Source organism: Eoetvoesiella sp., assembly GCF_035555955.1.
Lineage (GTDB): Bacteria > Pseudomonadota > Gammaproteobacteria > Burkholderiales > Burkholderiaceae_B > Eoetvoesia.
This window is the reverse complement of the sequence record NZ_DATMGA010000057.1, coordinates 1-22326: the sequence shown is the minus strand read 5'-3', so window position 1 is coordinate 22326 and position 22326 is coordinate 1. Positions and strand designations below refer to the sequence as shown.

At 62.0% G+C, this 22326-nt stretch carries 28 protein-coding genes; 25 read left to right on the top strand and 3 right to left on the bottom strand.

What is annotated here, in order from left to right; all coding sequences use genetic code 11:
- Positions 1-491, bottom strand: a 491-nt coding sequence (locus VNT00_RS13750; protein WP_325588403.1) for a LysR family transcriptional regulator, incomplete at its 3' end; no start/stop codon positions are given.
- 137 nt (positions 492-628) lie between these two features.
- On the opposite strand from VNT00_RS13750, the gene VNT00_RS13745 reads away from it, so the two are divergent.
- From VNT00_RS13745 to VNT00_RS13735, 3 genes are all read left to right on the top strand, one after another.
- Positions 629-2725 (top strand): hydantoinase/oxoprolinase family protein, encoded by a 2097-nt coding sequence (locus tag VNT00_RS13745; RefSeq protein ID WP_325588401.1) that lies wholly within the window; start codon positions 629-631, stop codon positions 2723-2725.
- On the top strand, positions 2722-4836 hold the full coding sequence (locus VNT00_RS13740; RefSeq protein WP_325588399.1) for a hydantoinase B/oxoprolinase family protein: 2115 nt from the start codon (positions 2722-2724) through the stop codon (positions 4834-4836). Before VNT00_RS13745 ends, VNT00_RS13740 begins: the two co-directional genes overlap by 4 nt.
- A gap of 144 nt (positions 4837-4980) precedes the next feature.
- A complete protein-coding gene (locus VNT00_RS13735) occupies positions 4981-5187 on the top strand; it encodes a dodecin (RefSeq protein WP_325588397.1) in 207 nt (68 codons plus the stop codon).
- A gap of 173 nt (positions 5188-5360) precedes the next feature.
- Here VNT00_RS13735 and VNT00_RS13730 read toward each other — a convergent pair whose 3' ends face one another.
- Positions 5361-6026 carry a TetR/AcrR family transcriptional regulator gene (locus VNT00_RS13730; RefSeq protein ID WP_325588395.1) on the bottom strand — a complete coding sequence of 222 codons (666 nt, stop codon included), beginning with the start codon at positions 6024-6026 and terminating at the stop codon, positions 5361-5363.
- 130 nt (positions 6027-6156) lie between these two features.
- On the opposite strand from VNT00_RS13730, the gene VNT00_RS13725 reads away from it, so the two are divergent.
- The 20 genes from VNT00_RS13725 (at position 6157) to rplQ (ending at position 17167) form a co-directional block, all read left to right on the top strand.
- A complete protein-coding gene (locus tag VNT00_RS13725; protein ID WP_325588393.1) occupies positions 6157-6609 on the top strand; it encodes a VOC family protein in 453 nt (150 codons plus the stop codon).
- Between the two features lie 38 nt (positions 6610-6647).
- The gene (locus VNT00_RS13720) at positions 6648-7859 is read left to right on the top strand and encodes an MFS transporter (RefSeq protein WP_325588391.1); all 1212 of its coding nucleotides are present in this window, start codon (positions 6648-6650) and stop codon (positions 7857-7859) included.
- A 379-nt stretch (positions 7860-8238) separates the two neighbouring features.
- Positions 8239-8607: a 50S ribosomal protein L14 gene (gene rplN / locus VNT00_RS13715; RefSeq protein WP_017524009.1), complete on the top strand. Its 369-nt coding sequence runs from the start codon at positions 8239-8241 to the stop codon at positions 8605-8607.
- Between the two features lie 9 nt (positions 8608-8616).
- Entirely contained in the window at positions 8617-8937 is a 321-nt protein-coding gene (gene rplX / locus VNT00_RS13710) for a 50S ribosomal protein L24 (RefSeq protein WP_325588389.1), read from the top strand.
- A 12-nt stretch (positions 8938-8949) separates the two neighbouring features.
- Positions 8950-9489 carry a 50S ribosomal protein L5 gene (gene rplE, locus VNT00_RS13705; RefSeq protein ID WP_325588386.1) on the top strand — a complete coding sequence of 180 codons (540 nt, stop codon included), beginning with the start codon at positions 8950-8952 and terminating at the stop codon, positions 9487-9489.
- An 11-nt stretch (positions 9490-9500) separates the two neighbouring features.
- Positions 9501-9806 (top strand): 30S ribosomal protein S14, encoded by a 306-nt coding sequence (gene rpsN / locus VNT00_RS13700; protein WP_325588384.1) that lies wholly within the window; start codon positions 9501-9503, stop codon positions 9804-9806.
- A gap of 11 nt (positions 9807-9817) precedes the next feature.
- A complete protein-coding gene (gene rpsH, locus VNT00_RS13695; RefSeq protein WP_325588382.1) occupies positions 9818-10213 on the top strand; it encodes a 30S ribosomal protein S8 in 396 nt (131 codons plus the stop codon).
- A gap of 10 nt (positions 10214-10223) precedes the next feature.
- On the top strand, positions 10224-10757 hold the full coding sequence (gene rplF / locus VNT00_RS13690) for a 50S ribosomal protein L6 (protein WP_325588380.1): 534 nt from the start codon (positions 10224-10226) through the stop codon (positions 10755-10757).
- Between the two features lie 21 nt (positions 10758-10778).
- Positions 10779-11144, top strand: coding sequence for a 50S ribosomal protein L18 (rplR, locus tag VNT00_RS13685; protein ID WP_325588378.1), 366 nt, complete (start codon positions 10779-10781; stop codon positions 11142-11144).
- Between the two features lie 15 nt (positions 11145-11159).
- Positions 11160-11681, top strand: coding sequence for a 30S ribosomal protein S5 (gene rpsE, locus VNT00_RS13680; RefSeq protein ID WP_325588376.1), 522 nt, complete (start codon positions 11160-11162; stop codon positions 11679-11681).
- A gap of 3 nt (positions 11682-11684) precedes the next feature.
- Entirely contained in the window at positions 11685-11873 is a 189-nt protein-coding gene (gene rpmD, locus VNT00_RS13675) for a 50S ribosomal protein L30 (protein ID WP_325588374.1), read from the top strand.
- 10 nt (positions 11874-11883) lie between these two features.
- A complete protein-coding gene (gene rplO / locus VNT00_RS13670) occupies positions 11884-12324 on the top strand; it encodes a 50S ribosomal protein L15 (protein ID WP_325588372.1) in 441 nt (146 codons plus the stop codon).
- Positions 12325-12333: 9 nt separating this feature from the next.
- Positions 12334-13659: a preprotein translocase subunit SecY gene (secY, locus tag VNT00_RS13665; protein WP_325588370.1), complete on the top strand. Its 1326-nt coding sequence runs from the start codon at positions 12334-12336 to the stop codon at positions 13657-13659.
- An 11-nt stretch (positions 13660-13670) separates the two neighbouring features.
- Entirely contained in the window at positions 13671-13889 is a 219-nt protein-coding gene (gene infA / locus VNT00_RS13660; protein ID WP_009523889.1) for a translation initiation factor IF-1, read from the top strand.
- 32 nt (positions 13890-13921) lie between these two features.
- Complete coding sequence (rpmJ, locus tag VNT00_RS13655) at positions 13922-14035, top strand: 50S ribosomal protein L36 (protein ID WP_003805360.1); 114 nt, start codon at positions 13922-13924, stop codon at positions 14033-14035.
- Positions 14036-14070: 35 nt separating this feature from the next.
- Positions 14071-14436, top strand: coding sequence for a 30S ribosomal protein S13 (gene rpsM / locus VNT00_RS13650; protein ID WP_325588365.1), 366 nt, complete (start codon positions 14071-14073; stop codon positions 14434-14436).
- 14 nt (positions 14437-14450) lie between these two features.
- Entirely contained in the window at positions 14451-14852 is a 402-nt protein-coding gene (rpsK, locus tag VNT00_RS13645; RefSeq protein ID WP_325588362.1) for a 30S ribosomal protein S11, read from the top strand.
- An 11-nt stretch (positions 14853-14863) separates the two neighbouring features.
- Positions 14864-15487, top strand: coding sequence for a 30S ribosomal protein S4 (gene rpsD, locus VNT00_RS13640; protein WP_325588360.1), 624 nt, complete (start codon positions 14864-14866; stop codon positions 15485-15487).
- 157 nt (positions 15488-15644) lie between these two features.
- Positions 15645-16637, top strand: coding sequence for a DNA-directed RNA polymerase subunit alpha (locus VNT00_RS13635; protein ID WP_325588358.1), 993 nt, complete (start codon positions 15645-15647; stop codon positions 16635-16637).
- Positions 16638-16780: 143 nt separating this feature from the next.
- Positions 16781-17167 (top strand): 50S ribosomal protein L17, encoded by a 387-nt coding sequence (gene rplQ, locus VNT00_RS13630; RefSeq protein ID WP_325588356.1) that lies wholly within the window; start codon positions 16781-16783, stop codon positions 17165-17167.
- Between the two features lie 159 nt (positions 17168-17326).
- On the opposite strand, the gene VNT00_RS13625 is transcribed toward rplQ, so the two are convergent.
- Positions 17327-19060 (bottom strand): diguanylate cyclase, encoded by a 1734-nt coding sequence (locus VNT00_RS13625; RefSeq protein WP_325588354.1) that lies wholly within the window; start codon positions 19058-19060, stop codon positions 17327-17329.
- Positions 19061-19246: 186 nt separating this feature from the next.
- On the opposite strand from VNT00_RS13625, the gene cutA reads away from it, so the two are divergent.
- Both cutA and dsbD read left to right on the top strand, forming a co-directional pair.
- Positions 19247-19573: a divalent-cation tolerance protein CutA gene (cutA, locus tag VNT00_RS13620; RefSeq protein WP_325588352.1), complete on the top strand. Its 327-nt coding sequence runs from the start codon at positions 19247-19249 to the stop codon at positions 19571-19573.
- Positions 19574-19671: 98 nt separating this feature from the next.
- A complete protein-coding gene (dsbD, locus tag VNT00_RS13615; protein ID WP_325588350.1) occupies positions 19672-21744 on the top strand; it encodes a protein-disulfide reductase DsbD in 2073 nt (690 codons plus the stop codon).
- Positions 21745-22326 lie beyond the last annotated feature (582 nt).

The following is a 22326-nucleotide window of genomic DNA, read 5'->3' as shown; positions in this document are numbered from 1 at the left end:
ATAAGCGGGTCCCGCACCAGCGGCGTTTGCGTGTATCCGCTGGTAGGCACGCCATCGAAGGGCATGATGCACAAATCCAGCAGCCCGGCGGACATATAGTCGTGCAGGACGTTGCTGACGCCCTCGAAAACACGCAGCGACACATGTGGGTACTGCCGGGACATTTCACTGACGAACGGCGACGTGAAAACGTGCAGCCAGGCTTGCGGAATGCCGATGGCCAGGTGCCCCGCCGCTTTTTCACCCACTTGTTCCTTGATGAGCGTGAATTGACGCAGCAGCGGCCGCGCGCGATCCGCCAGCACTTTGCCGGCTTCGGTCAGGACGACACCCCCATGCGTGCGGGTGAACAGCTCGCCGCCCATCTCGTGCTCCAGCGACGCGATATGGCGCGAGAGCGCCGGCTGCGACAGGTTGAGGTCGGCGGCAGCCTTGTTGATGCTGCCCAGCTCGGTGACCCGGAGGAAATAGTGCAGGAGGTTTGATTCCATATCCCGATTGGCTATCCTAAATATGGATGACTAATATAGCATAAGAGCATTATTCCGGTAACCCTCGATTCCCTAATATAAGCCCGTCATGAAGGATTTTCCTTGAGTAAATAAAGCGTTGACGATGGGAGACCGCTATGGGGTTTTTTGTGGGGACGGACGTCGGCGGCACGTTCACCGATATGTGGATAGCCGAGAGGGGAGGACGTGTCCGGATAGTGAAATCGCCCACGACGGCGGACGTCATGGGGGGCGTCCTGGACTGCGCCAGGCAGGCCGCCCAGGACCTGGGATTGAGCTTTCCGGAGTTCTGCAGCCGGATCGAGCGCTTCGGCCATGGCACCACGGTCGGGCTGAATGCCCTGCTGACGGGCGCCTCGGCGCGCACGGCGGTCATTACCACGGCGGGCTTCGGCGACACACTGGAAATCGGCCGCATGCGGCGCCAGACCGCGGGGCTGACCGAGCTGGAAGTATGCGACTGGCTGCTGCATGACCGCCATGCCCCGCTGGTGGCCCGCGAATTCGTGCTCGAGGTGGACGAGCGCATCAATGCCGGCGGGCGGGTGGTGAAGCCCCTGGACGACACGGCGGCGCGCGCGGCCCTGAGGTCCCTGCGCGGGCGCGGCATCGAGGCCCTGGCCGTGTGCACCCTGTGGGCCTGCATCAACCCCCGGCACGAGTTGCGGCTGAAGCAACTGGCGGAAGACGAGCTGCCCGGCGTGTTCGTTACCCTGTCGCACGAGATATCCCCGGTGGTGGGCGAGTACGCCCGCATGTGCACGGCAGTGGCCAACGCCGTCCTGGGGCCGATAGCCGGCCGCTATCTGGGCAGGCTCGAGTCCGAATTGCGTGCTGCGGGCATGAAGGTGCCGATCCTGATGATGACGAGCGCGGGCGGCGTGCTGCCGACCGAGGCCATCGGAGACCGCCCGGCCGTGGCGATCTTCTCCGGCCCCGCGGGCGGCGTCATGGGATCCATCGCAACGGGGGCGCAGCGCGAACATCGCAATATCCTGGCGGTGGACATAGGCGGGACCAGTTTCGACGTTGGCGTGATCGTCAACGGCAAGCCCATGATGCGCTCTTCCATCGAGCTGGCCGGCGCCGACATCAGCGTGCCTTCGATCGACGTGGCGTCCATTGGGGCCGGAGGCGGCAGCATTGCGTCGGTCAGCTTCGGCGACCTGACCGTGGGGCCCCGCAGCGCCGGCTCCGTGCCGGGCCCGGCCTGCTATGGCCGCGGCGGCGTCGAGCCCACTTCCACCGATGCCGATCTGGTCCTGGGGGTGCTGGACCCCGACTACTTCATCGGCGGTCGCATGAAGCTGGACCTGGACAAGGCGCGCGCCGCCATCGAAGAGCATGTGGCCAAGCCGCTGGGGCTCGACGTCATGTCCGCCGCCTGGGGCATGCGCGAGGTGCTGGACAACAAAATGGCCGACTTGCTGCGGCAAGTGACGGTCGAGCGCGGGCACGACCCCCGCGATTTCGTGCTGTTCGCCAATGGCGGGGCCGGTCCTTCCCATGCGTGGGTCCTGGCGCGCGAGCTCGGGCTGGGCGGTTTTGTCGTGCCGGCCGCGGCCACGGTGCAGTCGGCGTTCGGCACGGCCAACAGCCATCTGGGCGTCACGGCGACCAAGCCCGTGTATGTGCGGGTGGCCGGCGGCGCCTTGCCGCAAGCCGGCGAGCTGGCGCAGTTGACCGACAGCATGCGCGCCGCGCTGGCCGAGACGCGCGATGCGCTGACCTTGGCGCTGGCGGACGACCTGAGGTTCGATACGACGCTGGCCATACGCTATCGGGGCCAGGCGCATCACCTGGATATCGAGGCTTCGTTCAACGGCATGGAGGCCGTTTTCGATGAAGCCGCGTATGCGCAAGCGGTTCAGCGCTTTCAGGCGAGCTATGAAGAATTTTTCGGCCAGGGCGCTGGGTCGGCGTCTGCAGGGTTCGAGATTCTTTCCGTTCGAGTCATCGGGCGCGGCGCGCTGCCCGAGCCGGGCCTGGTGCATGACGGCCAGCCTATTGCGCAGGCCGGCTCGCGCATGGTCGTGTTCGACGACCCGAACCAGCCGGTGCTGTCCGCCATTTACCGCACAACGCAGCCCCCCGCCGGAGAGCGCCTGCAGGGCCCCTGCGTTATCGAGTACCCCGGCCAGAGCGTCATCGTGCCTCCCGGCGCCGCCGCGCAGGCCGATTCGTACGGCAACCTTGAGGTGAGTTTCCAATGAGCACTATCAACCCGATTACGTATGAAGTCATCCGCAATCGTCTTATCGCCATGACGGAAGACATGCGGGTTGCCCTGCAAAGCGCTTCCGGTTCGCCGACGGTCACCGAGGCGTCCGACTTTTTTACCGGCATCTACCTGCCCGACGGTTCGTTTGCCTCGATGGGATTCCAGGTCACGTTCCAGGCGCCTGTCGTCGGCACCTTGATACGCCACGTCCAGTCCCGACCATACTTCAAGGTGCAGGATGGCGATATGTTCATCGGCAATGACCCGTACGTGGGCGCCCTGCACCAGAACGACGTGCAGCTCACCGGGCCGATATTCGTGGACGGCGAACTGGTTGCATGGGCCGGCGTCGAGGCGCACGAGACCGACGTCGGAGGGATGGATTTCGCCAGTTGGTCGCCCAAGGCGCGCGACGTCTACCAGGAGGGAATGCGCATTCCCTGCGTCAAGCTGGTCGATGGAGGCGAAGTGCGCGAAGACGTGCTCGACATGATACTGACCGCATCGCGGCTTCCGGCGCAATTGGGGCTGGATATTCGGGCCTTCATCGCCACCGTCAACGTTGCGCGCGAGCGCATGACCACGCTGGTGAGGCGCTACGGGGCGCAGACCGTGGTCGAGGTCATGAAGCGCATGATCGCCGGATCCGGCAATCGCCTGAAGGCGCGGCTCACGGAGCTGCCCGACGGCGTGTACCGCGCCAGCGACTTCCTCGAACATGACGGCCACCAGAACGTGCTGTACAAAATAGATCTCGAACTGACCAAGCGCTCGGATCGTTTGCGTTTCGACTTCAGCGGTTCTTCGCCCCAGGCGCCGGGTTTCATCAATTGCACCCGCGCGGGCCTGGTCGGCGGCGTCACGGGCGGGCTGTTTCCCATCCTGGCCTACGACATTCCCTGGAACCAGGGCTTGCTCGACTGCTGCGACATCGAGGCGCCCGAGGGGCTGGTGTGCACGGCGCAGTTTCCCGCTCCCGTTGGGTCGGCGACGGTGGAGGCCATCTGGGTGGTGTCCAATGTGGTCAGCGCGGCCCTGAATAAAATGCTGTCCGCGTCGGAACGCTACCGGCCGCGCGCGCAGGCGGGCAATGACGGCACCATGGCCACCTTCAATCTGGGCGGCCGCAACCAGTTCGGAGAGGTGTTCGGCCTGCATCTGATGGACCCGCTGGCCGGGGGCTCCGGCGCCTATGCCAGCCGCGATGGCGTGTGCGCGGGCGGGCCGATCAATGCGCCCATGCCCTCGATCGCCGACGTGGAGCGCAATGAGCAGGTGGCGCCGCTGTTCTATTTGCATCGTCGCCTGGCCGTCGATACGGGCGGGCCGGGAAAATACCGGGGCGGCCGGTCGGCGGAGGTGGCGCTGACCCTGGGCGGCATCGACAGGGCCGACTCGCTCATCATGACGCACGGCGCCGAAGTTCCCAATGCCGCCGGCTTGTCGGGCGGCTGGCCGGGGGCCACCATCCGGCAGCGGTTTGGCTACGGCGCCGTTGCCGAAGGCGTCTCCGTGCCGGAGGGCGACTGGAAGGAGCTTGGCCCCAAGCCGGGCCTGCTTCCCATGACCAGCCAGGACGTATTTTCCGTGGTGTGGCAGGGCGGCGGCGGTGTGGGTGATCCCCTGCTGCGCGATCCGGCCGCCTTGCGCCGGGACATCGAGCAGGGCGTCGTTTCGCCGGAGGCCGCCCAAACAATATATGGCGTGGTGCTCGACGAGCAGGGCAGGCTGGATGAGCCGGCAACCCAGGCGCGGCGGCGGGCGTTGATGGACGAAAGGGCGCAAGGTGTGCCATTGAGGAAGGTGGGCGCCGATGCGGTTCAGGTGGGCCGGCTGGACGACTGCCTGGCGCTTTGGCGCGACGCCGACGGCGTGCACGTGGTCAGTCCCGGCGGTCATGTGCTGTGCAGCAACAGCACGCGCTGGCGGGCGGGCGCCGTGCCCCGCACTTTCCGGCAATTGCCGGCCCAGTACAAGATAGACCTGCACGAGGGCCTGGCCATGACGGCCTGGTACTGCCCGGCCAGCGGCGCCTTGCTGGGCGTGGACCTGCATGAGAAGGGAGTTGTCCCGGCGGATGACGTGGAGCTCGTGCTGGCGTAGCCGTTCGGAGGCCGGTTGGGGGGAGGCTTTTCTATGCCGTCCAACCCGGCTCTTGTGGGGCATATCCAAACGCACTAACATGGTTCAAGCACGTTGTTGATCAAACCTGATCGACGCTCTGAACGAACACCCCGGGAGGCCGCCATGAGCAATCACGTCTACAAGCAGCTTGAATTGGTGGGCTCGTCCCCCAAAAGCATCGAGGACGCCGTCGGCACGGCGCTGGCCAAGGCGCACGAAACCGTGCGCAACATCCAGTGGTTCACCGTCGAGGAAACGCGCGGCCATGTGGTGGACGGCAAGGTGGCGCATTGGCAGGTGACCATCAAGGTCGGCTTCACCATGGAGTAAAGCCGTCGGCACGGGGTGGGCCGCCTGCTTGGCGTTGAATCCACATCATTGCCGACAGATGGCCCGCGTGTACATGCGTATCGATGATGCACGACGTGCATAGGTCGTGGTCCCTTAAAGGAGACAGTCTCGTCGGCCGAATGGTGCGCGGTACGCCCCGATGCCGAACTTCTTTACAAGCCATTTTCCACCATTTGCAGCAGCCGCAGGCTGAGCGTCGTGCGTACGTCTTGGGAGGCATGCCGCAAGGGGCCATCGATGATGAGCAGCGCCAGGCCGTGGACTGAGGACCAGGCCAGAAATTCGGCGCCGGGCCGCCGTTCGGCGGGCAAGACGCCTGCCTGTACCAGGGCGTCTAAGGCATGACTTAATAATTCGAACGGATTCAAGCCTTTGTCGGCGGCTCGCGCGGGATCTGGCGGGACTTCGACATCAAAGACGCCGAATGCAAAGGCGGTACGAAACCAGCCGGTTTCCGCTTGCGCAAAGCCCAGATAGCCCCGTCCGATGGCCGCTAGCATGGCGCGGGCGCGCTTGGTCGGATCGGTCAGGGCTTCGGCGGTATGCAGTTCGGTTTCCATCGCGCGCGCCAGCGCACCCAGAGATGCCGCGCGCACGGCGTCGAACAGCGCCTGGTGGTTGGCGAAATGACGGTAGGCCGCATTCGGCGCGACGCCGGCGCGGCGCGTGGCTTCGCGCAGAACCACCGCCTGCGGACCGCCTTCGCGCGCCAGCGCCAGGCCTGCTTCGATCAAGGCGGCGCGCAGGTCGCCGTGGCGATAGGTCTTGCGCGGCTTGGGCACAGCGGACGAGGTCAGGCGATCTGTTTTCGAGGCCATTTTTTACAAAAACTTGCATTTTGAATGTGGACGCCGTCCATTTTAGCCCTCAATATATGTGGACGGTGTTCACAAGTGTGACATCAGCGCATTGAATCCCACATTTGTCTATCCATATCAGGAGACATCCATGCAATTTGTGCCTTATCTGAATTTCGATGGCAACGCCGCCGAAGCCATGGCGTTTTATGCCGAACTGTTCGGCGGCCGCATCATGTATCAGTCAACCTTTGGCGAGATGCCGCCTGACACAGGCATGCCGCCGCTGCCGGAGGCCGTCAAGAGCCGCCTCATGCATGTCCACCTGCAAGTGGGGGCGCAGTCCATCATGGCCTCGGACGCGATACCGGCGATGCCGGGACAGTCGGATGAAGCCTGCGGGGGCGGCTACCGAAAACCGCAGGGCCTGTGGGTCTCCATCCAGGTGGAGAATGCAGCTAAGGGGCAGCACGTGTTTGATGGCCTGGCCCGGGGCGGTCAGGTGACTATGCCGTTTCAGGCCACGTTCTGGTCAGCGGGTTTCGGGATGGTGACCGACCGTTTCGGCACCCCCTGGATGGTCAATGTTTCCAGCGCGATCTGAAGGTGCAGGCGTTGGTTCTTCACGTTCGGAGAACTTGCATGAGTCACTCCTATCGCTGGGTCATCGTCGCCGTCGGCGGCTTTTTGGGTTGCGTCGCTTTCGGCGCGATGTTCTGCCTGCCGGTTTTCCTGCGGCCGATGGCGCAGGACACGGGCTGGTCGGTGACGGGCATTTCCGCCGCGATGACCATCGCGTTTCTTGCCATGGGTGTGGCAAGCCTGGGGTGGGGCGGCCTGTCCGACCGCTATGGCGCGCGTCCCGTCGTGTTTGGGGGATCGGTGGTGCTGGCGGCCAGTCTGGCGCTGGCCAGCCAGGCCGCGTCGCTGGGCGAATTCCAGTGGGTGTACGGCCTGCTGGTCGGGAGCGCGACGGCAGCGATCTTTGCCCCGATGATGGCGTGCGTGACCGGCTGGTTCGACACGCAGCGCAGCTTGGCTGTCTCGCTGGTCTCCGCCGGCATGGGCATCGCCCCTATGACGATGGCGCCGCTGGCGGGCTGGCTGGTCGAGCATCACGGCTGGCGGACCGCCATGCTGGTGATTGCGTGTATCGTAGCCGCGCTGATGATTCCGGCCTCGTTGCTGGTGCGTCGGCCGCCAGCGCTGGAGGTCGGACCTGCTGGCGAGGCCGTAGGGGCCGGTTCGGTGGATGTGACGGTTGGCGAGGCCGTGCGTTCGCGGCCGTTCATCCTGCTGATGGCGGCGAATTTCTTCTGCTGCGCGACGCACTCGGGACCGATCTTCCATACGGTCAGCTATGCCATGACCTGCGGTATCTCGACGATCGCGGCGGTTTCGATCTACGGCGTCGAGGGGATGGCCGGGATGTTCGGTCGCCTGGGCTTCGGCCTCGCGGGCGACCGGTTCGGCGCCCATCGCGTGCTGGTCCTGGGGCTGCTGGCGCAGGCGTTTGCCGTGCTGGCTTATGTGTCCGTTAGCAGCCTGGGGGGCTTTTATGCCGTGGCCGCCATCACCGGCTTTATCTACGCCGGGACGATGCCGCTGTATGCCGTGCTCATCCGCGAGAATTTTCCCTTGAGCATGATGGGAACCTTGATCGGCGCGTCTGCTATGGCAGGCAGTCTCGGCATGTCCTCAGGGCCTTTGCTGGGCGGTTGGATCTACGATCACATGGGCAGTTACGCGCTGATGTACGTGAGTTCGGCTGGCCTGGGGCTGGTGGCGATGCTGATCCTGATGGCGTTCCGACCGTTTCCCGATAAAGGCGCTCTCGTGGCGCGTGCCGGTTGATCGTCTGCCGCCCGCCGGGGCCGATGGTGCTGCCTGCGCGGTTCGAGTCGCTGCGGGAGGGGTGATGGGGTTCGGACAGTTTTGCAACGCAGTTCTTGCAATCTTGCAGGAAAGACGCTATGATGCAAGACTTGCTGGCAAAAGTGCCATGTACGATATTGCGTATGCGTACATATGCGCGGGCCGGCAAAAGCAGCCAAAGGCAGCTGGCGGCTAGAAATAGCAGCGGCGCCAATGGCAGATGTTAATAGCAAGATTTCAACCCAGGGTTCGACAGGCGTCGTCTGTTCGAGCCTGACGGGACCAAAACTGGTCGCGTGAATTTATAGGCTTTTCAAGGGCTTATAAGCAACGTGGCTAAGTTGGAACAGGAAAAATCATGATACAAATGCAGACCACGCTGGACGTGGCCGACAACACCGGTGCACGCTCCGTTATGTGCATCAAGGTGCTGGGCGGCTCGAAGCGCCGTTATGCCGCAATCGGTGACGTTATCAAGGTTAGCGTCAAGGATGCGGCTCCGCGCGGGCGCGTTAAAAAGGGCGAAATTTACAACGCTGTAGTGGTGCGTACCGCTAAGGGCGTGCGCCGCAAAGACGGTTCGCTGATCAAGTTCGGCGGCAATGCCGCTGTGCTGCTCAACGCCAAACTGGAACCCATCGGTACCCGCATCTTCGGACCCGTCACGCGCGAGCTGCGTACGGAAAAGTTCATGAAGATCGTATCCTTGGCCCCGGAAGTGCTGTAAGGAGCCACCATGGAAAAAATCCGTAAAGGCGACGAAGTCATCGTATTGACCGGTCGCGACAAAACCCGCCGCGGCACCGTGCTGCAACGCGTCGACGCCGACCACGTGCTGGTCGAGGGCATCAACGTCGTCAAAAAGCATGTCAAGCCGAACCCAATGGCCGGCTCGCAAGGCGGCATCATCGACAAAACCATGCCTATCCACATTTCCAATGTGGCGATCTTTAACCCCGAGACCGGCAAGGCCGATCGCGTGGGCGTTAAAGAGGTCGACGGCCGCAAAGTTCGTGTATTTCGTTCCAGCGGCGCCGTCGTTGGCGCTAAGGCTTAAGGGGCGAACAACATGGCTCGTTTACAAGAGTTCTACCGCAGCAAGGTCGTGGCCGACCTGCAAGCCAAGTTTGGCTACAAAAGCATCATGGAAGTGCCCCGCATCACCAAGATCACCCTCAACATGGGTGTTTCCGAAGCGGTTGCCGACAAGAAGGTCATCGAGCACGCTGTGTCCGACCTGACCAAGATTGCAGGCCAGAAGCCCGTGGTCACCAAGACCCGCAAGGCTATCGCGGGTTTCAAGATCCGTGAAGACTATCCCATCGGTTGCATGGTCACGCTGCGTGGCCAGCGTATGTACGAATTCCTGGATCGCCTGGTTTCCGTGGCTCTGCCGCGTGTCCGCGACTTCCGTGGTATTTCCGGCCGTGCGTTCGACGGGCGGGGCAACTACAACGTCGGGGTTAAAGAGCAAATCATTTTCCCCGAAATCGAATACGACAAAATCGACGCAGTCCGTGGCCTGAACATCAGCATCACCACCACTGCCAAGACCGACGACGAAGCCAAAGCGCTGCTTACAGCCTTCAGCTTCCCGTTCCGCAATTAAGGGGCGATGACGTGGCTAAACTTTCACTCATTAATCGCGACATCAAACGCGCCAAGCTGGCAGAAAAATTTGCCGCCAAACGTGCTGCTCTGAAAGCGATCATCGACGATCAATCCAAGACCGACGAAGAACGCTACCAGGCCCGTTTGCAACTGCAACAACTGCCGCGCAATGCCAATCCGACCCGTCAACGCAATCGTTGCGTCGTCACCGGCCGTCCGCGCGGCGTTTACAGCAAGTTCGGTTTAACTCGTCACAAACTTCGCGAAATGGCGATGCGTGGCGAGATCCCGGGCATGACCAAAGCTAGCTGGTAGGAGAAACACACATGAGCATGAGCGATCCCATCGCCGACATGTTGACCCGCGTTCGCAACGCGCAACAGGTCAACAAGACGTCGGTCAGCATGCCCTCCTCGAAGCTTAAGGCAGCCATTGCTGCCGTGCTGAAGGACGAAGGCTATATCGACAGTTTCCAGGTCACCGGCGACAAGGCCAAGCCTGTCCTCGAGATCACACTTAAGTACTACGCCGGCCGTCCGGTCATCGAGCGTATCGACCGCGTTTCGCGCCCCGGGCTGCGTATCTACAAAGGCAGCAAGACCATTCCTCAAGTCATGAACGGTTTGGGCGTGGCCATTGTGTCGACCCCGCGCGGCGTCATGACCGATCGCAAGGCCCGCGCCAATGGCGTGGGTGGCGAAGTTCTTTGCTACGTCGCATAAGGAGAACCATATGTCACGTATTGCAAAATATCCGGTCGCACTGCCGAAAGGCGTTGAAGCAACCATCAACGACGACCAAATCATTGTCAAGGGCCCGCTGGGTTCGCTGACCCAAGCCCTTACCGGCGACGTCGCGATCACCCAGGAAGACGGCCAACTGACATTCAAGGTCGCCAACGACTCCCGCCAGGCCAAGGCCATGTCGGGTACGATGCGCGCGCTGGTCCACAACATGGTTACCGGCGTCAGCAAAGGCTTCGAGCGCAAGCTTACTCTGGTCGGCGTGGGTTTCCGCGCCCAGGTTCAAGGCGACGCGCTGAAGCTGCAACTTGGTTACTCGCACGACATCCTGCACACGGTGCCCGCCGGCATCAAGATCGAATGCCCCACCCAGACTGAAATCGTGGTCAAGGGCTCGGACAAGCAGGCTGTTGGCCAGGTGGCTGCAAACATTCGCGCCTACCGCGAACCCGAACCCTACAAGGGCAAGGGTGTGCGTTACGCCGATGAGCACGTCACCATCAAAGAAACCAAGAAGAAATAAGCGCACAGACAAGGACGAATCATGGACAAGAAAGCATCCCGTTTGCGTCGTGCGGTTCCGACCCGCCGGAAAATCACCGAGTTGCGCCTGCACCGCCTCTCGATTTTCCGCTCGAATCTGCATATCTACGCCAACATCATCTCGCCGGAAGGCGATCGCGTGCTCATCAGCGCCTCCACGCTCGAACCCGAAGTTCGCAAAGAGCTCGCCAGCCAGAAAGCCAATGGCGGCAATACCGCTGCCGCTGGCATTATCGGAAAGCGCGTTGCCGAAAAGGCAAAGGCAGCCGGTATCGAAGTGGTTGCGTTTGACCGCTCGGGCTTCCGTTACCATGGCCGCGTGAAAGCGCTGGCCGATGCCGCGCGTGAAGCCGGCTTGAAATTCTAAGCGAGGAATCGTCAAATGGCTAAAGCACAAGGTAAGCACGCCGCCGAGAAGGAAAACGACGACGGCTTGCGTGAAAAAATGATCGCGGTCAACCGCGTCAGCAAAGTGGTCAAGGGTGGTCGCACCATGAGCTTTGCGGCGTTGACCGTGGTGGGTGATGGCGATGGCCGCATCGGCATGGGCAAAGGTAAAGCCCGTGAAGTGCCCGTCGCCGTTCAAAAAGCAATGGAACAGGCACGTCGCGGCTTGCACAAGGTAGCCCTTAAAAACGGCACCCTGCATCACACCGTCGTGGGCAAGCACGGCGCCTCCACCGTTCTCATTTCGCCGGCGGCGGAAGGTACCGGCGTTATCGCCGGCGGCCCCATGCGCGCCATCTTCGAAGTGATGGGCGTGCGCAACGTAGTGGCAAAGAGCCTCGGCTCCAGCAACCCCTACAACATGGTGCGTGCAACGCTGAACGGCTTGCGTGCCTGCTCGACTCCTGCCGAAATTGCCGCCAAGCGTGGCAAGACGGTCGAAGAAATTCTGGGGTAAGTCATGACTGCACAGAAGCAAATCAAAGTAACTCTCGTGCGCTCTGTAATCGGCACCAAGAAGTCCCATCGCGACACCGTTCGCGGCCTGGGCCTGGGCAAGCTGAACAGCAGCAGCGTGTTGGTCGATACTCCCGAAGTGCGTGGGATGATCCGCAAGGTGGATTATCTGGTCGCCGTCTCGGAAGCCTAAAGGAATCGGCATGTCTGAAACTCAATTGAATACCCTGGCTCCCGCGCCCGGTAGCAAGCACGCCAAGCGCCGCGTCGGTCGCGGTATTGGTTCCGGCCTGGGCAAAACCGCCGGCCGCGGCCACAAAGGTCAAAAATCGCGCTCGGGCGGCTTCCACAAGGTCGGCTTCGAAGGCGGTCAAATGCCTTTGTATCGTCGCCTGCCCAAGCGTGGTTTCACGCCGCTGGGCCAGCACCTGTTCGCTGAAGTCCGCCTGTCCGACCTGCAGCGCCTGCCCGTCGACGAAGTCGACGTGCAAGTCCTGAAGCAAGCCGGTGTCATCGGCCAGCAAGTCCGTTACGCCAAGGTCATCAAGTCCGGCGAACTGTCGCGCAAGGTCGTCCTCAAGGGTCTGACGGCTACGGCCGGCGCCCGCGCAGCAATCGAAGCGGCCGGCGGCTCGCTGGCTTAAGGGGTCACGGTGGCTAAAGCTCAGGTTCAGAGTAAATCGGGTGCCCGGTACGGCGATCTCAAGCGCCGTGTCGTGTTCCTGATCCTCGCCCTGGTGGTCTATAGGCTGGGAACGCATATCCCCGTGCCGGGCATCAATCCCGATGCGCTGGCCGATATGTTCCAGCATAACCAAGGCGGCATTCTCGGCTTGTTCAACATGTTTTCGGGTGGCGCGCTCGAGCGGTTCTCGGTGTTCGCCCTCGGCATCATGCCGTACATCTCCGCGTCCATCATCATGCAGTTGATGGCGGTGGTGGTACCTTCCCTTGAAGCCATCAAGAAGGAAGGCGAATCGGGACGCCGCAAGATCACGCAATACACGCGCTACGGCACGGTGTTTCTTGCGCTGGTTCAGGCGGTGGGCATTTCGGTCGCGCTCGAATCGCAGCCGGGGCTGGTCATCGACCCGGGCATGTTGTTCCGCTTTACCACGGTGGTTACCCTGCTTACCGGCACCATGTTCGTCATGTGGCTGGGCGAGCAAATCACCGAACGCGGCCTGGGCAATGGTATTTCCATCCTGATCTTCGCCGGTATCGTCGCCGGGTTGCCAAACGCCCTCACCGGCATGCTGGATCTGGTGCGCACCGACTCCATGTCCGTGCTGTCGGCGCTGTTCATCCTGGTTCTGGTGGTTGCCGTTACGTATTTTGTGGTGTTCGTCGAACGCGGCCAGCGCCGTATCACGGTCAATTACGCCAAGCGCCAGGTGGGCAACAAGATTTACGGTGGGCAAAGCTCGCACCTGCCCCTGAAGCTGAACATGTCCGGCGTCATTCCGCCCATTTTCGCTTCGTCCATTATTTTGCTGCCTGCCACGGTAACCAGCTGGTTCTCCAGCAATCCGAACATGCGCTGGCTCGGAGACCTGGCCGCGGCGCTTGCGCCTCACCAGCCTCTTTACGTAACGTTGTTTTCGGCTTTAATCATTTTCTTCTGCTTTTTCTATACGGCCCTGGTTTTCAACAGCCGTGAAACCGCAGACAACCTGAAGAAAAGCGGCGCCTTCATTCCAGGCATCCGCCCGGGCGAACAGACCTCGCGCTATATCGACAAAATCCTTATGCGCCTGACCCTGTCCGGGGCCATCTATGTAACCCTGGTATGTCTTTTGCCTGAGTTCATGCAGATGCGCTGGAACGTGCCGTTCTATTTCGGTGGTACCTCGCTGTTGATTATCGTGGTGGTGACCATGGACTTCATGGCGCAGGCTCAGGCCTACATGATGTCCCATCAGTATGATTCACTGCTCAAGAAGGCGAACTTCAAGGGAGTGGGGCTACCTACGCGGTAAGAAGAAAAGATATGGCAAAAGACGACGTCATACAAATGCAAGGCGAGGTTCTCGAGAACCTGCCCAACGCAACTTTCCGCGTCAAGCTTGAAAACGGCCATGTGGTACTGGGCCATATTTCGGGCAAGATGCGCATGCATTACATCCGGATTCTGCCGGGTGACAAGGTCACAGTGGAACTCACGCCCTACGACCTGTCGCGTGCCAGAATTGTTTTCCGCTCTAAATAAGCGGCCCGGCTAAAGGAAACTAGGAGTCAACCATGAAGGTAATGGCATCGGTAAAACGGATCTGCCGCAACTGCAAGATTATCAAACGTCACGGCGTGGTACGCGTCATCTGCACCGACCCACGTCACAAGCAGCGTCAAGGCTAAGCGCCGAAACGCAACAGATTTAACAAGGAACAGTCATGGCCCGTATTGCTGGCATCAATATTCCGCCGCATCAGCACGCCGAAATCGGACTTACCGCTATTTTTGGTATTGGTCGCACCCGCGCTCGCAAAATCTGCGAAGCCTCGGGCATCGAATACTCCAAGAAAGTGAAAGATCTGACTGACGCCGAGCTCGAGCGCATTCGTGAACAAGTCAATTCGTTCACCGTCGAAGGTGATCTGCGTCGCGAAGTACAACTGTCGATCAAGCGCTTGATCGACTTGGGAACGTACCGCGGTATGCGCCACAAGCGCGGCCTGCCAGTGCGTGGCCAGCGTACTCGTACCAACGCCCGCACCCGCAAGGGACCGCGCCGCGCTGCTGCTTCCCTGAAGAAATAATCGAGGACTAGAAGATGGCGAAAGCTTCCAACAGCGGCGCATCGCGCGTACGCAAGAAAATCAAGAAGAGCGTTTCGGACGGCATTGCGCACGTTCATGCGTCCTTCAACAACACTATCATCACGATCACCGACCGCCAGGGCAACGCGTTGTCCTGGGCGACGTCGGGTGGTGCGGGTTTCAAGGGTTCGCGCAAATCGACTCCGTTCGCAGCTCAGGTTGCGGCAGAATCGGCCGGCCGCGTTGCTCTGGAATACGGCATCAAAACACTCGAAGTTCGCATCAAGGGCCCCGGCCCCGGCCGCGAATCGTCCGTGCGCGCGCTGAATGCCTTGGGGATCAAGATCTCCAGCATTGCCGACATCACGCCGGTGCCTCATAACGGCTGCCGTCCGCCCAAGCGTCGTCGCATCTAAGGGAAAGCACAATGGCACGTTATATTGGACCCAAATGCAAGCTCTCGCGCCGCGAGGGCACCGATCTGTTCCTCAAGAGCGCACGCCGCTCGCTCGATTCGAAATGCAAAATCGAATCCAAGCCTGGTCAGCACGGCCGCACCTCCGGTGCGCGCACGTCCGACTTCGGCCTGCAACTGCGCGAAAAGCAAAAGCTCAAGCGCATGTACGGCGTCCTGGAAAAGCAATTCCGCAAATACTTCGCTGAAGCTGAGCGTCGCCGTGGCAACACCGGCGAGACCCTGATTCAGTTGCTGGAATCGCGCCTGGACAATGTCGTGTATCGCATGGGCTTTGGTTCGACCCGCGCCGAAGCGCGCCAGCTGGTCAACCATCGCTCGGTCGAGCTGAATGGCCACACCGCCGACATCGCTTCCATCATCGTCAAGCCCGGCGACGTCATCACCATCCGCGAAAAATCCAAGTCGCAGCTGCGCATCCGCGAATCGCTGGATCTGGCTTCCGGCCAAGGCTTCCCCCAGTGGGTCGAAGTCGACGCCAGCAAGTTCAGCGGCACGTTCAAGCAAGTGCCCGACCGCGCCGATGTCGCCCGCGACGTCAACGAATCGATGGTCGTCGAGTTGTATTCTCGCTAATTTGCCGCATCAACCCGGCAATGCAGTAAAGCCGCGCAGCCCACTTCAAGGCCTTTGGCCCTGTCGTGGGCTGTTGCGATACCTATGCCGGCTTTGCGCCGGATTGTCCGTCAGCCTTATCGGTGTAACGAGCCGAGGGTATTGAAAAGGAACATACATGTCGTCTCAAGGTTTTCTGAAACCCCGTTCTATCGAAGTCGAACCCGTCGGCAAGAATCACGCCCGCGTCGTCATGGAGCCGTTCGAGCGTGGCTATGGCCATACGCTTGGCAACGCCCTGCGCCGTATTCTGCTTTCGTCCATGACCGGCTATGCGCCCACCGAAGTCCAGATGACCGGCGTGGTGCACGAGTATTCCACCATCGCCGGCGTGCGTGAAGACGTGGTCGACATCCTCATGAACCTGAAGGGCGTGGTGTTCAAGCTGCACAATCGCGAGGAAGTCACGCTGGTGCTGCGCAAGCAGGGCCAGGGCGTCGTTGTCGCCAGCGACATCGAACTGCCTCACGATGTGGAAATCGTCAATCCCGATCACGTCATCGCCAATCTTACCGATGCCGGCAAGCTCGAAATGCATATCAAGGTCGAGCAAGGCCGCGGCTATGTGCCCGGCAATGTGCGCGCCCTGGCCGACGACCGCGCCCATACCATTGGCCGCATCGTCCTGGACGCTTCGTTCAGCCCCGTGCGCCGCGTCAGCTATGCCGTGCAAAGCGCCCGCGTCGAACAGCGCACCGACCTCGACAAGCTGATTCTCGACATCCAAACCAACGGCGTCATTTCGCCCGAGGAAGCAGTGCGCCAATCGGCCCGCATCCTGATGGACCAGATCTCGGTGTTTGCCGCACTTGAAGGCGCCGGCGAATCCTACGAAGGCGGCGCTCCGGCGCATGCCCAGCAGCAGATCGACCCCGTGCTGCTGCGTCCGGTCGACGACCTCGAACTGACCGTGCGTTCGGCCAACTGCCTGAAAGCCGAAAACATCTACTACATCGGCGATCTCATCCAGCGCACCGAAAACGAACTGCTCAAGACTCCCAACCTGGGCCGCAAGTCCCTGAACGAAATCAAGGAAGTCCTGGCCGCACGCGGCCTGACCCTGGGCATGAAGCTCGAGAACTGGCCGCCCGTTGGTCTGGAGCGTCCGTAATTTGTGCGGGGCTTTGGCCATGTGTTAAAGTCCCGTTCTTTTCCCACCCGGCCCGCAACGCAAGTTGATAGAAGAGCCGGTCAACTTATGGCAGATACGGGGCAATCCCTTGTTTGCTGTTATCAAGATTCAAAGGAAATATCATGCGTCACCGTAGTGGACTACGTAAACTGAACCGCACCAGCAGCCATCGCCTTGCCATGTTCCGCAACATGGCGGTTTCGCTGCTTACCCACGAAGCCATCAAGACCACCTTGCCCAAGGCCAAGGAACTGCGCCGCGTCGTCGAGCCCCTCATCACGCTGGGCAAGGAAGACACGCTGGCCAACAAGCGCCTGGCATTCGCCCGCCTGCGCGACCGCGACGCCGTGATCAAGCTGTTCGCCGAAATCGGCCCGCGCTACAAAGAGCGCAACGGCGGCTACACCCGCGTCCTGAAAATGGGCTTCCGCCAAGGCGACAATGCTCCCATGGCTTTCATGGAACTGGTCGACCGCCCCCAGGTTGAAGAAGCCGACGACGCCGAATAAAAGACAGCAGGCCGGCGCTTGGCGCCGGCGCCAGCCTGGTTCCCAAGACCCCGTTCACCGATAAGGTGCGCGGGGTTTTGTTTTAGGCCCTATGCGGGAAGCGCGGGTTCCTGCGCCGGTGTGCGAGGGCGGGGTTTTCCGCAAGGCTTTCAACAGGCCCTAAGCCGCCACGACGATGTCGCGCCCCGAGTCCTTGGCGCGATACAAGGCTGCATCGGCCTTGTGAAGCAAATCGTCCAGGCTGGCGTCGTGTTCGCTGAGCTGGGTGAGGCCCAGCGACAGGGTGATGCGCGCCGACTGGCCGTTTGGCAGGGCGACGACGGTATCGGCGATTGTGGCGCGTATCCGCTGCGCTATTTCAAGCGCCAGACCCTTGTCGGCGCCGATCAGCACGGCGGCGAACTCCTCGCCGCCGATGCGGCCCAGGATATCCTGTTCGCGCAAGGCGCCGCGGATCCTGGCGGCAACTTGCCGAAGCACGGCATCGCCGCCCTGATGGCCCCAGGTGTCATTGACCGTCTTGAAATGGTCGACGTCCATCATCAGCAGGGACAAGGGTTTTCCGCTGGCTGTCGCCTGAGCAAGTTCGCGTTCGGCCAGTTCCACGAAATGGCGCCGGTTGCATAGCCCGGTCAGGTAGTCGGTGCGCGCGTGCACTTGCGCCTGCTTTTTGTGCGCGCGTTCGATTTCCAGTGCTTGTTGCGACAACGCCAGCGTCACGGCCGATTGCTGCGCGTCTTTGCGCGACTGGCGCAGGCGCATGTACAGCACAGTGCATATCAGACCGCTGCTGGCGATTCCCTGGGTGATAAGGGCCCACTCCCTTCGAGCGCACAGGTCGACAAGCGTGAACCAGCCGAAATCGGAAAAGCTGAACACCGTGGCAAAAAGGGCAAGCACGATGTAGACCGCCCGCAGCGCGTTTCGGCTGGGAACCTGCTCTTGCCTGGCCGCAAAGGCCAGGGCCACGCAATACCAGGCGCCCGCAAGGGAAACCGCCGAACCCAGGCTCAAGGCCGATTGCGTGTAGCCGAAAGCCATGGCGGCAAGTTGAATGGGAAACGCCAGGAAAAACAGGTAGAAGCCGCGCAGCAACGGCGGCGCATACAGTTTCAGCAGCGCCCTGCTGAACAGCAGGAATGTGAACGATGCGGCGCAGGCCGCAATATTGCTCAGCCAGTCGGCCAATTGCGGGCAATCGTAAGGCGCGAACGGCGCGAGATTGCCGGTGGCGCCCAGGCCGTAGAGTATGTAGACGCTTTGATGCAGGGCGAACAGGCCGACGGCGGGTTCGCGCTCCACGAGGTAGTGGTCTATGGCCCATATCAGCGCCCACAGCATGAGCCCGATGAAGATATTGCGCACGAGATCGGCGCGTCTGCTTTGGCGATTGGCCTGTTGCGGCTCCAGGGCTTCCACCGTGGCTTGAAGCGTGCTTGCGCTCTTTATCCTCAGGTAGAAGGTTCTCTCGGCGGTGGGCACGTCGACCGCGAAGCCCAAGGCGATGTCGCCGCGGTCGCGGTCGTCGTAGGCATAGCGGTCGCCGGTGACGCGGGTGATCCATTCCCTGGGGTCGCCGGCGTCGCGCTCGTAGAGGCGCACTTCGTCGAGCTGGGCCGGGCCTATGCTCAATACGACCTTGCTGCCCGTCGAGGGGCGGCGTACTCGCAGGCGCAGCCAATATACCGAGTCGGAATAGCCTTGGGCAAGCGTCGGCCCCGTGGGGGTGAACTGGCTGGCGGCGGCCTGTGCTATGGTCAATGTGCCGGCTTTGTCTTCCAGCATGCCGCGTGAAACAATCAGGTTTTCCGCCGTGGCCGTCGTGGCCACGAAGAACCCCGCGATTGCGATGAGGATGCCGATAAGATGTTTGACGAATCTGTGGTTGGCCAAAAGCGTTTCCTGGAAGGCCGCCGGCGGGGCGGTGTGCACCAGATTGAGATTGAAAAGGCTTGCGCCGCAAGCTGTGCAGATTGTACCTTCTTGTATCCGGTGGCTTCGAGCCCTGAAGCCGGCGTTGGCGCGGCATTCGGCGGGTGACGCTAAAATGGGCCGTTATCCGCTTTGTATGGAAAGAATATGGCGCACGACGTCGTGCTGGTTCTAAGCAACGCGCCCGACCTGCTGCTGGCCAAGCGCATCGCGCATGTCCTCATCGAGGAAAACCTGGCGGCCTGCGTGAACCTGGGAGCGCCCAGCCTGTCCATGTATATGTGGAAGGGCGTCATGGAAGGAACCGAGGAGATTCCCCTGACGATCAAAACCGCCCGGGCGCTGCTGCCGGCGCTTACCGCAAGGCTGACCCAGCTTCATCCTTACGAAGTGCCCGAAATCCTCGTGGTGCCGGTCGTGGGCGGTTCGGAGCCCTACCTCGAATGGGTGCGCCAGCAGACCGTGGCGCAATGATTCCATGCCGTGCCGTGATCGACCGTGACGGCGCTTCCGCTTTCTTGCATTAACCGCGGCGCAACGCTTTGCAAGCGCCGCTACTGGGAACAAGACTCATGCAGCATCCGACCGGCGGCCGCGTCCGCCAGCCAGTTTTCTCCGCCATGTCTCGCCTGCTGGCAATGCTGGCGCTGCTTCTGATGGTGTTCGCCGCCCTGTATGGGCGCAACGCGCAGGCCGAAGACGATTTCCTCGACCCCAAGGTGGCGTTCGTCTTTTCAGCGGCCATGGGCGCGCCCGACCGGGTGGATGTGCATTTCCGGATCGCCAAGGGCTACTACATGTACCGCGAACGGTTCCAGTTCGCCCTGGCGCCCGAGCCGGCCCGGCTTGGGCCGCCGGTGTACCCGCATGGCATCGTCAAGTACGACCCAACCTTCGACCGCAATCTCGAGGTCTATCACAACCAGATCACCGTCAGCATTCCGGTCAAGGCCGGCGCTTCGCAGCCGCTGACGCTGTCCGTGACAGGCCAGGGTTGCGCCGACGCGGGGCTTTGCTATCCGCCGATGACCAGCACGGTAACTTTGACCCCCACCGCGCAGGGATACGCCTTGAGCGGATCGGGCGCAGTGGCCAGTGTTCCCGCGGCCCGCGATGAAACGCCCCAGGCGTCGGGCGCCATGAGCGCGCCGTCTCCCGATGCGGCGGGCGGGCGCGGCCTGCCTGGCATTCTGGGCGCCGCCGCCCAAGGTAGTTCGGCCGCAAGCAGCGCCGGGCAGGCAGCTCCAGGTGTCGCAACCGGTTCCGCCGATCCGGCGTCCAACGTCCTGGACATAGGCGACGTGGATCTGGCCTCGTTCCTGGCGGGGGCGGGGTGGCTGAAGGTGGTGGGCCTGTGCCTGCTTCTGGGTGTGTTGCTTACCTTCACGCCGTGCGTGCTGCCCATGGCGCCTATTGTGCTGGCCGTGGTGGCCGGCGACGCGCGCCAGCGGGCCGGCAAGTCCCGTCTGCGCGGCCTGGCCCTGGCCGCCGTGTACGTATTGGGTGTGTCGGTGGTGTACACCGTGCTGGGCATTGCGGCCGGCCTGGCTGGCGCTGGCCTTTCCGCCTGGCTGCAGACGCCCTGGGCCCTGGGTATTTTTGCGGTGGTGCTGGCGCTGCTGGCGCTTTCCATGTTCGACGTGTTCACCTTCCAGGCGCCGGTGGGCGTTCAGTCTTCATTGAACGACAAAATGGCCAGAATACCCGGCGGCCGGTTCGGCGGCGCTTTCGTCATGGGCATGCTGTCGGCCCTCATCGTGGGGCCGTGCGTGGCCGCCCCCCTGGCCGGCGTGCTGCTTTTCATATCGCAGACAGGCAATGTGGTCCTTGGCGGCAGTGCGCTGTTTGCCATGGCCTGGGGCCAGGGCGTGCTGCTGTTGGTGCTGGGCGCGACGTCGGGCGCTTTGCTGCCCAAGGCCGGGCCCTGGATGGACGGCGTCAAGCGCCTGTTCGGCATGCTGCTGCTGGCCACCGCATGGTGGATGGTGAATCCGGTGCTGCCTGTTTGGGTGGCCATTGTGGGCTGGTCCTTCCTGGCGCTGTGCGCTGCGCTGCTCATGGGTGCGTTCGCCCCTTGGCGCGTGGCCGGCGGCGAGATTTCCTCGAAACGTCAGGCCGGCCTTGCCGCCTGGCGGGCCGTGGGGCTGATGCTGGCGTTCTGGGCGGCCTTGCAGTTGCTGGGGCTGCTGGCCGGCGGGCGCGACATGCTGCGGCCCCTGGCGCCGTTTGCGTCGAATGGCGCAGCGGCCGGCACGGGAAATGCGGCGGCTCCCGCTACCTATAAAACGGCGTTTACGCGCGTGGGTTCAGTGGAGGAACTGGACAAGCTGCTGGCGGGCACGGACAGGCCTGTGATGCTGGACTTCTACGCTGACTGGTGCGTGTCGTGCATCGAGATGGAGCGCTTTACGTTCACCGATCCGCAAGTGGCGCAGTTGATGTCGCGGATGGTGCTGGTGCAGGCGGATGTGACGAAGAACACGCCGGCGGACCAGGCGCTGCTGAAGCGTTTCAAGTTGTTCGGGCCGCCGGGGATCATGTTCTTCGACGCGAAGGGCAGGCAGATGGAAAATTTACGAGTGGTAGGCTTCAAGAACGCCCGCGATTTTTCTGCGGTACTCAGAAAGGTGGTGGGTGGAGATTGAGTTCTTTAGCCGGTATTGGTTGGGTTCTTAACTCGATGCTGTTGAACTCTTGAACCGGTGTTGGTTGAGTTTTTAACCCGGTGCGGGAGGGCGGGAAAAGTTTTGGCCTCAATCGCTGCGGCTCCGGCTGCGCCGGAGCTTCCCGCCCGGTCAAGCCAAATCGGGCGCTCGCGGAACTCGCGCGAACGGATACCCACTGGGTATCCGTAAACGCCGCGCTCGAACAGCCGCTCGCTTGCCTCCCGATTTGCCTCGCCCAGCCGGCTTGCTCAAAATCGGCCAAAACTTTTCCCGCCCTCCCACACCTATTGGTACCTACAATTTGAGCGCTGCTTTGGCGTAGCGCGTTCGGCTTCCACCAATACCGACGCTCCAAAAGTAGGCCTCAGCCTACTCGCTAGAACGCGGTTCGCTGCGAGGATGCGTCGTCACTAATTCCAGTCATGAGGCCGTGGCGTGCCTGTGCCGGTAAGCGAAGTTGGAGCAAGCCATGGCGGCGGCCGTTTTCGGGGTGCAAGCGAACAGCTGTTTGAGGACGGCGTTTACGGCCAGCCGGGGGCTGGCCGTTCGTCCGAGTTCTGT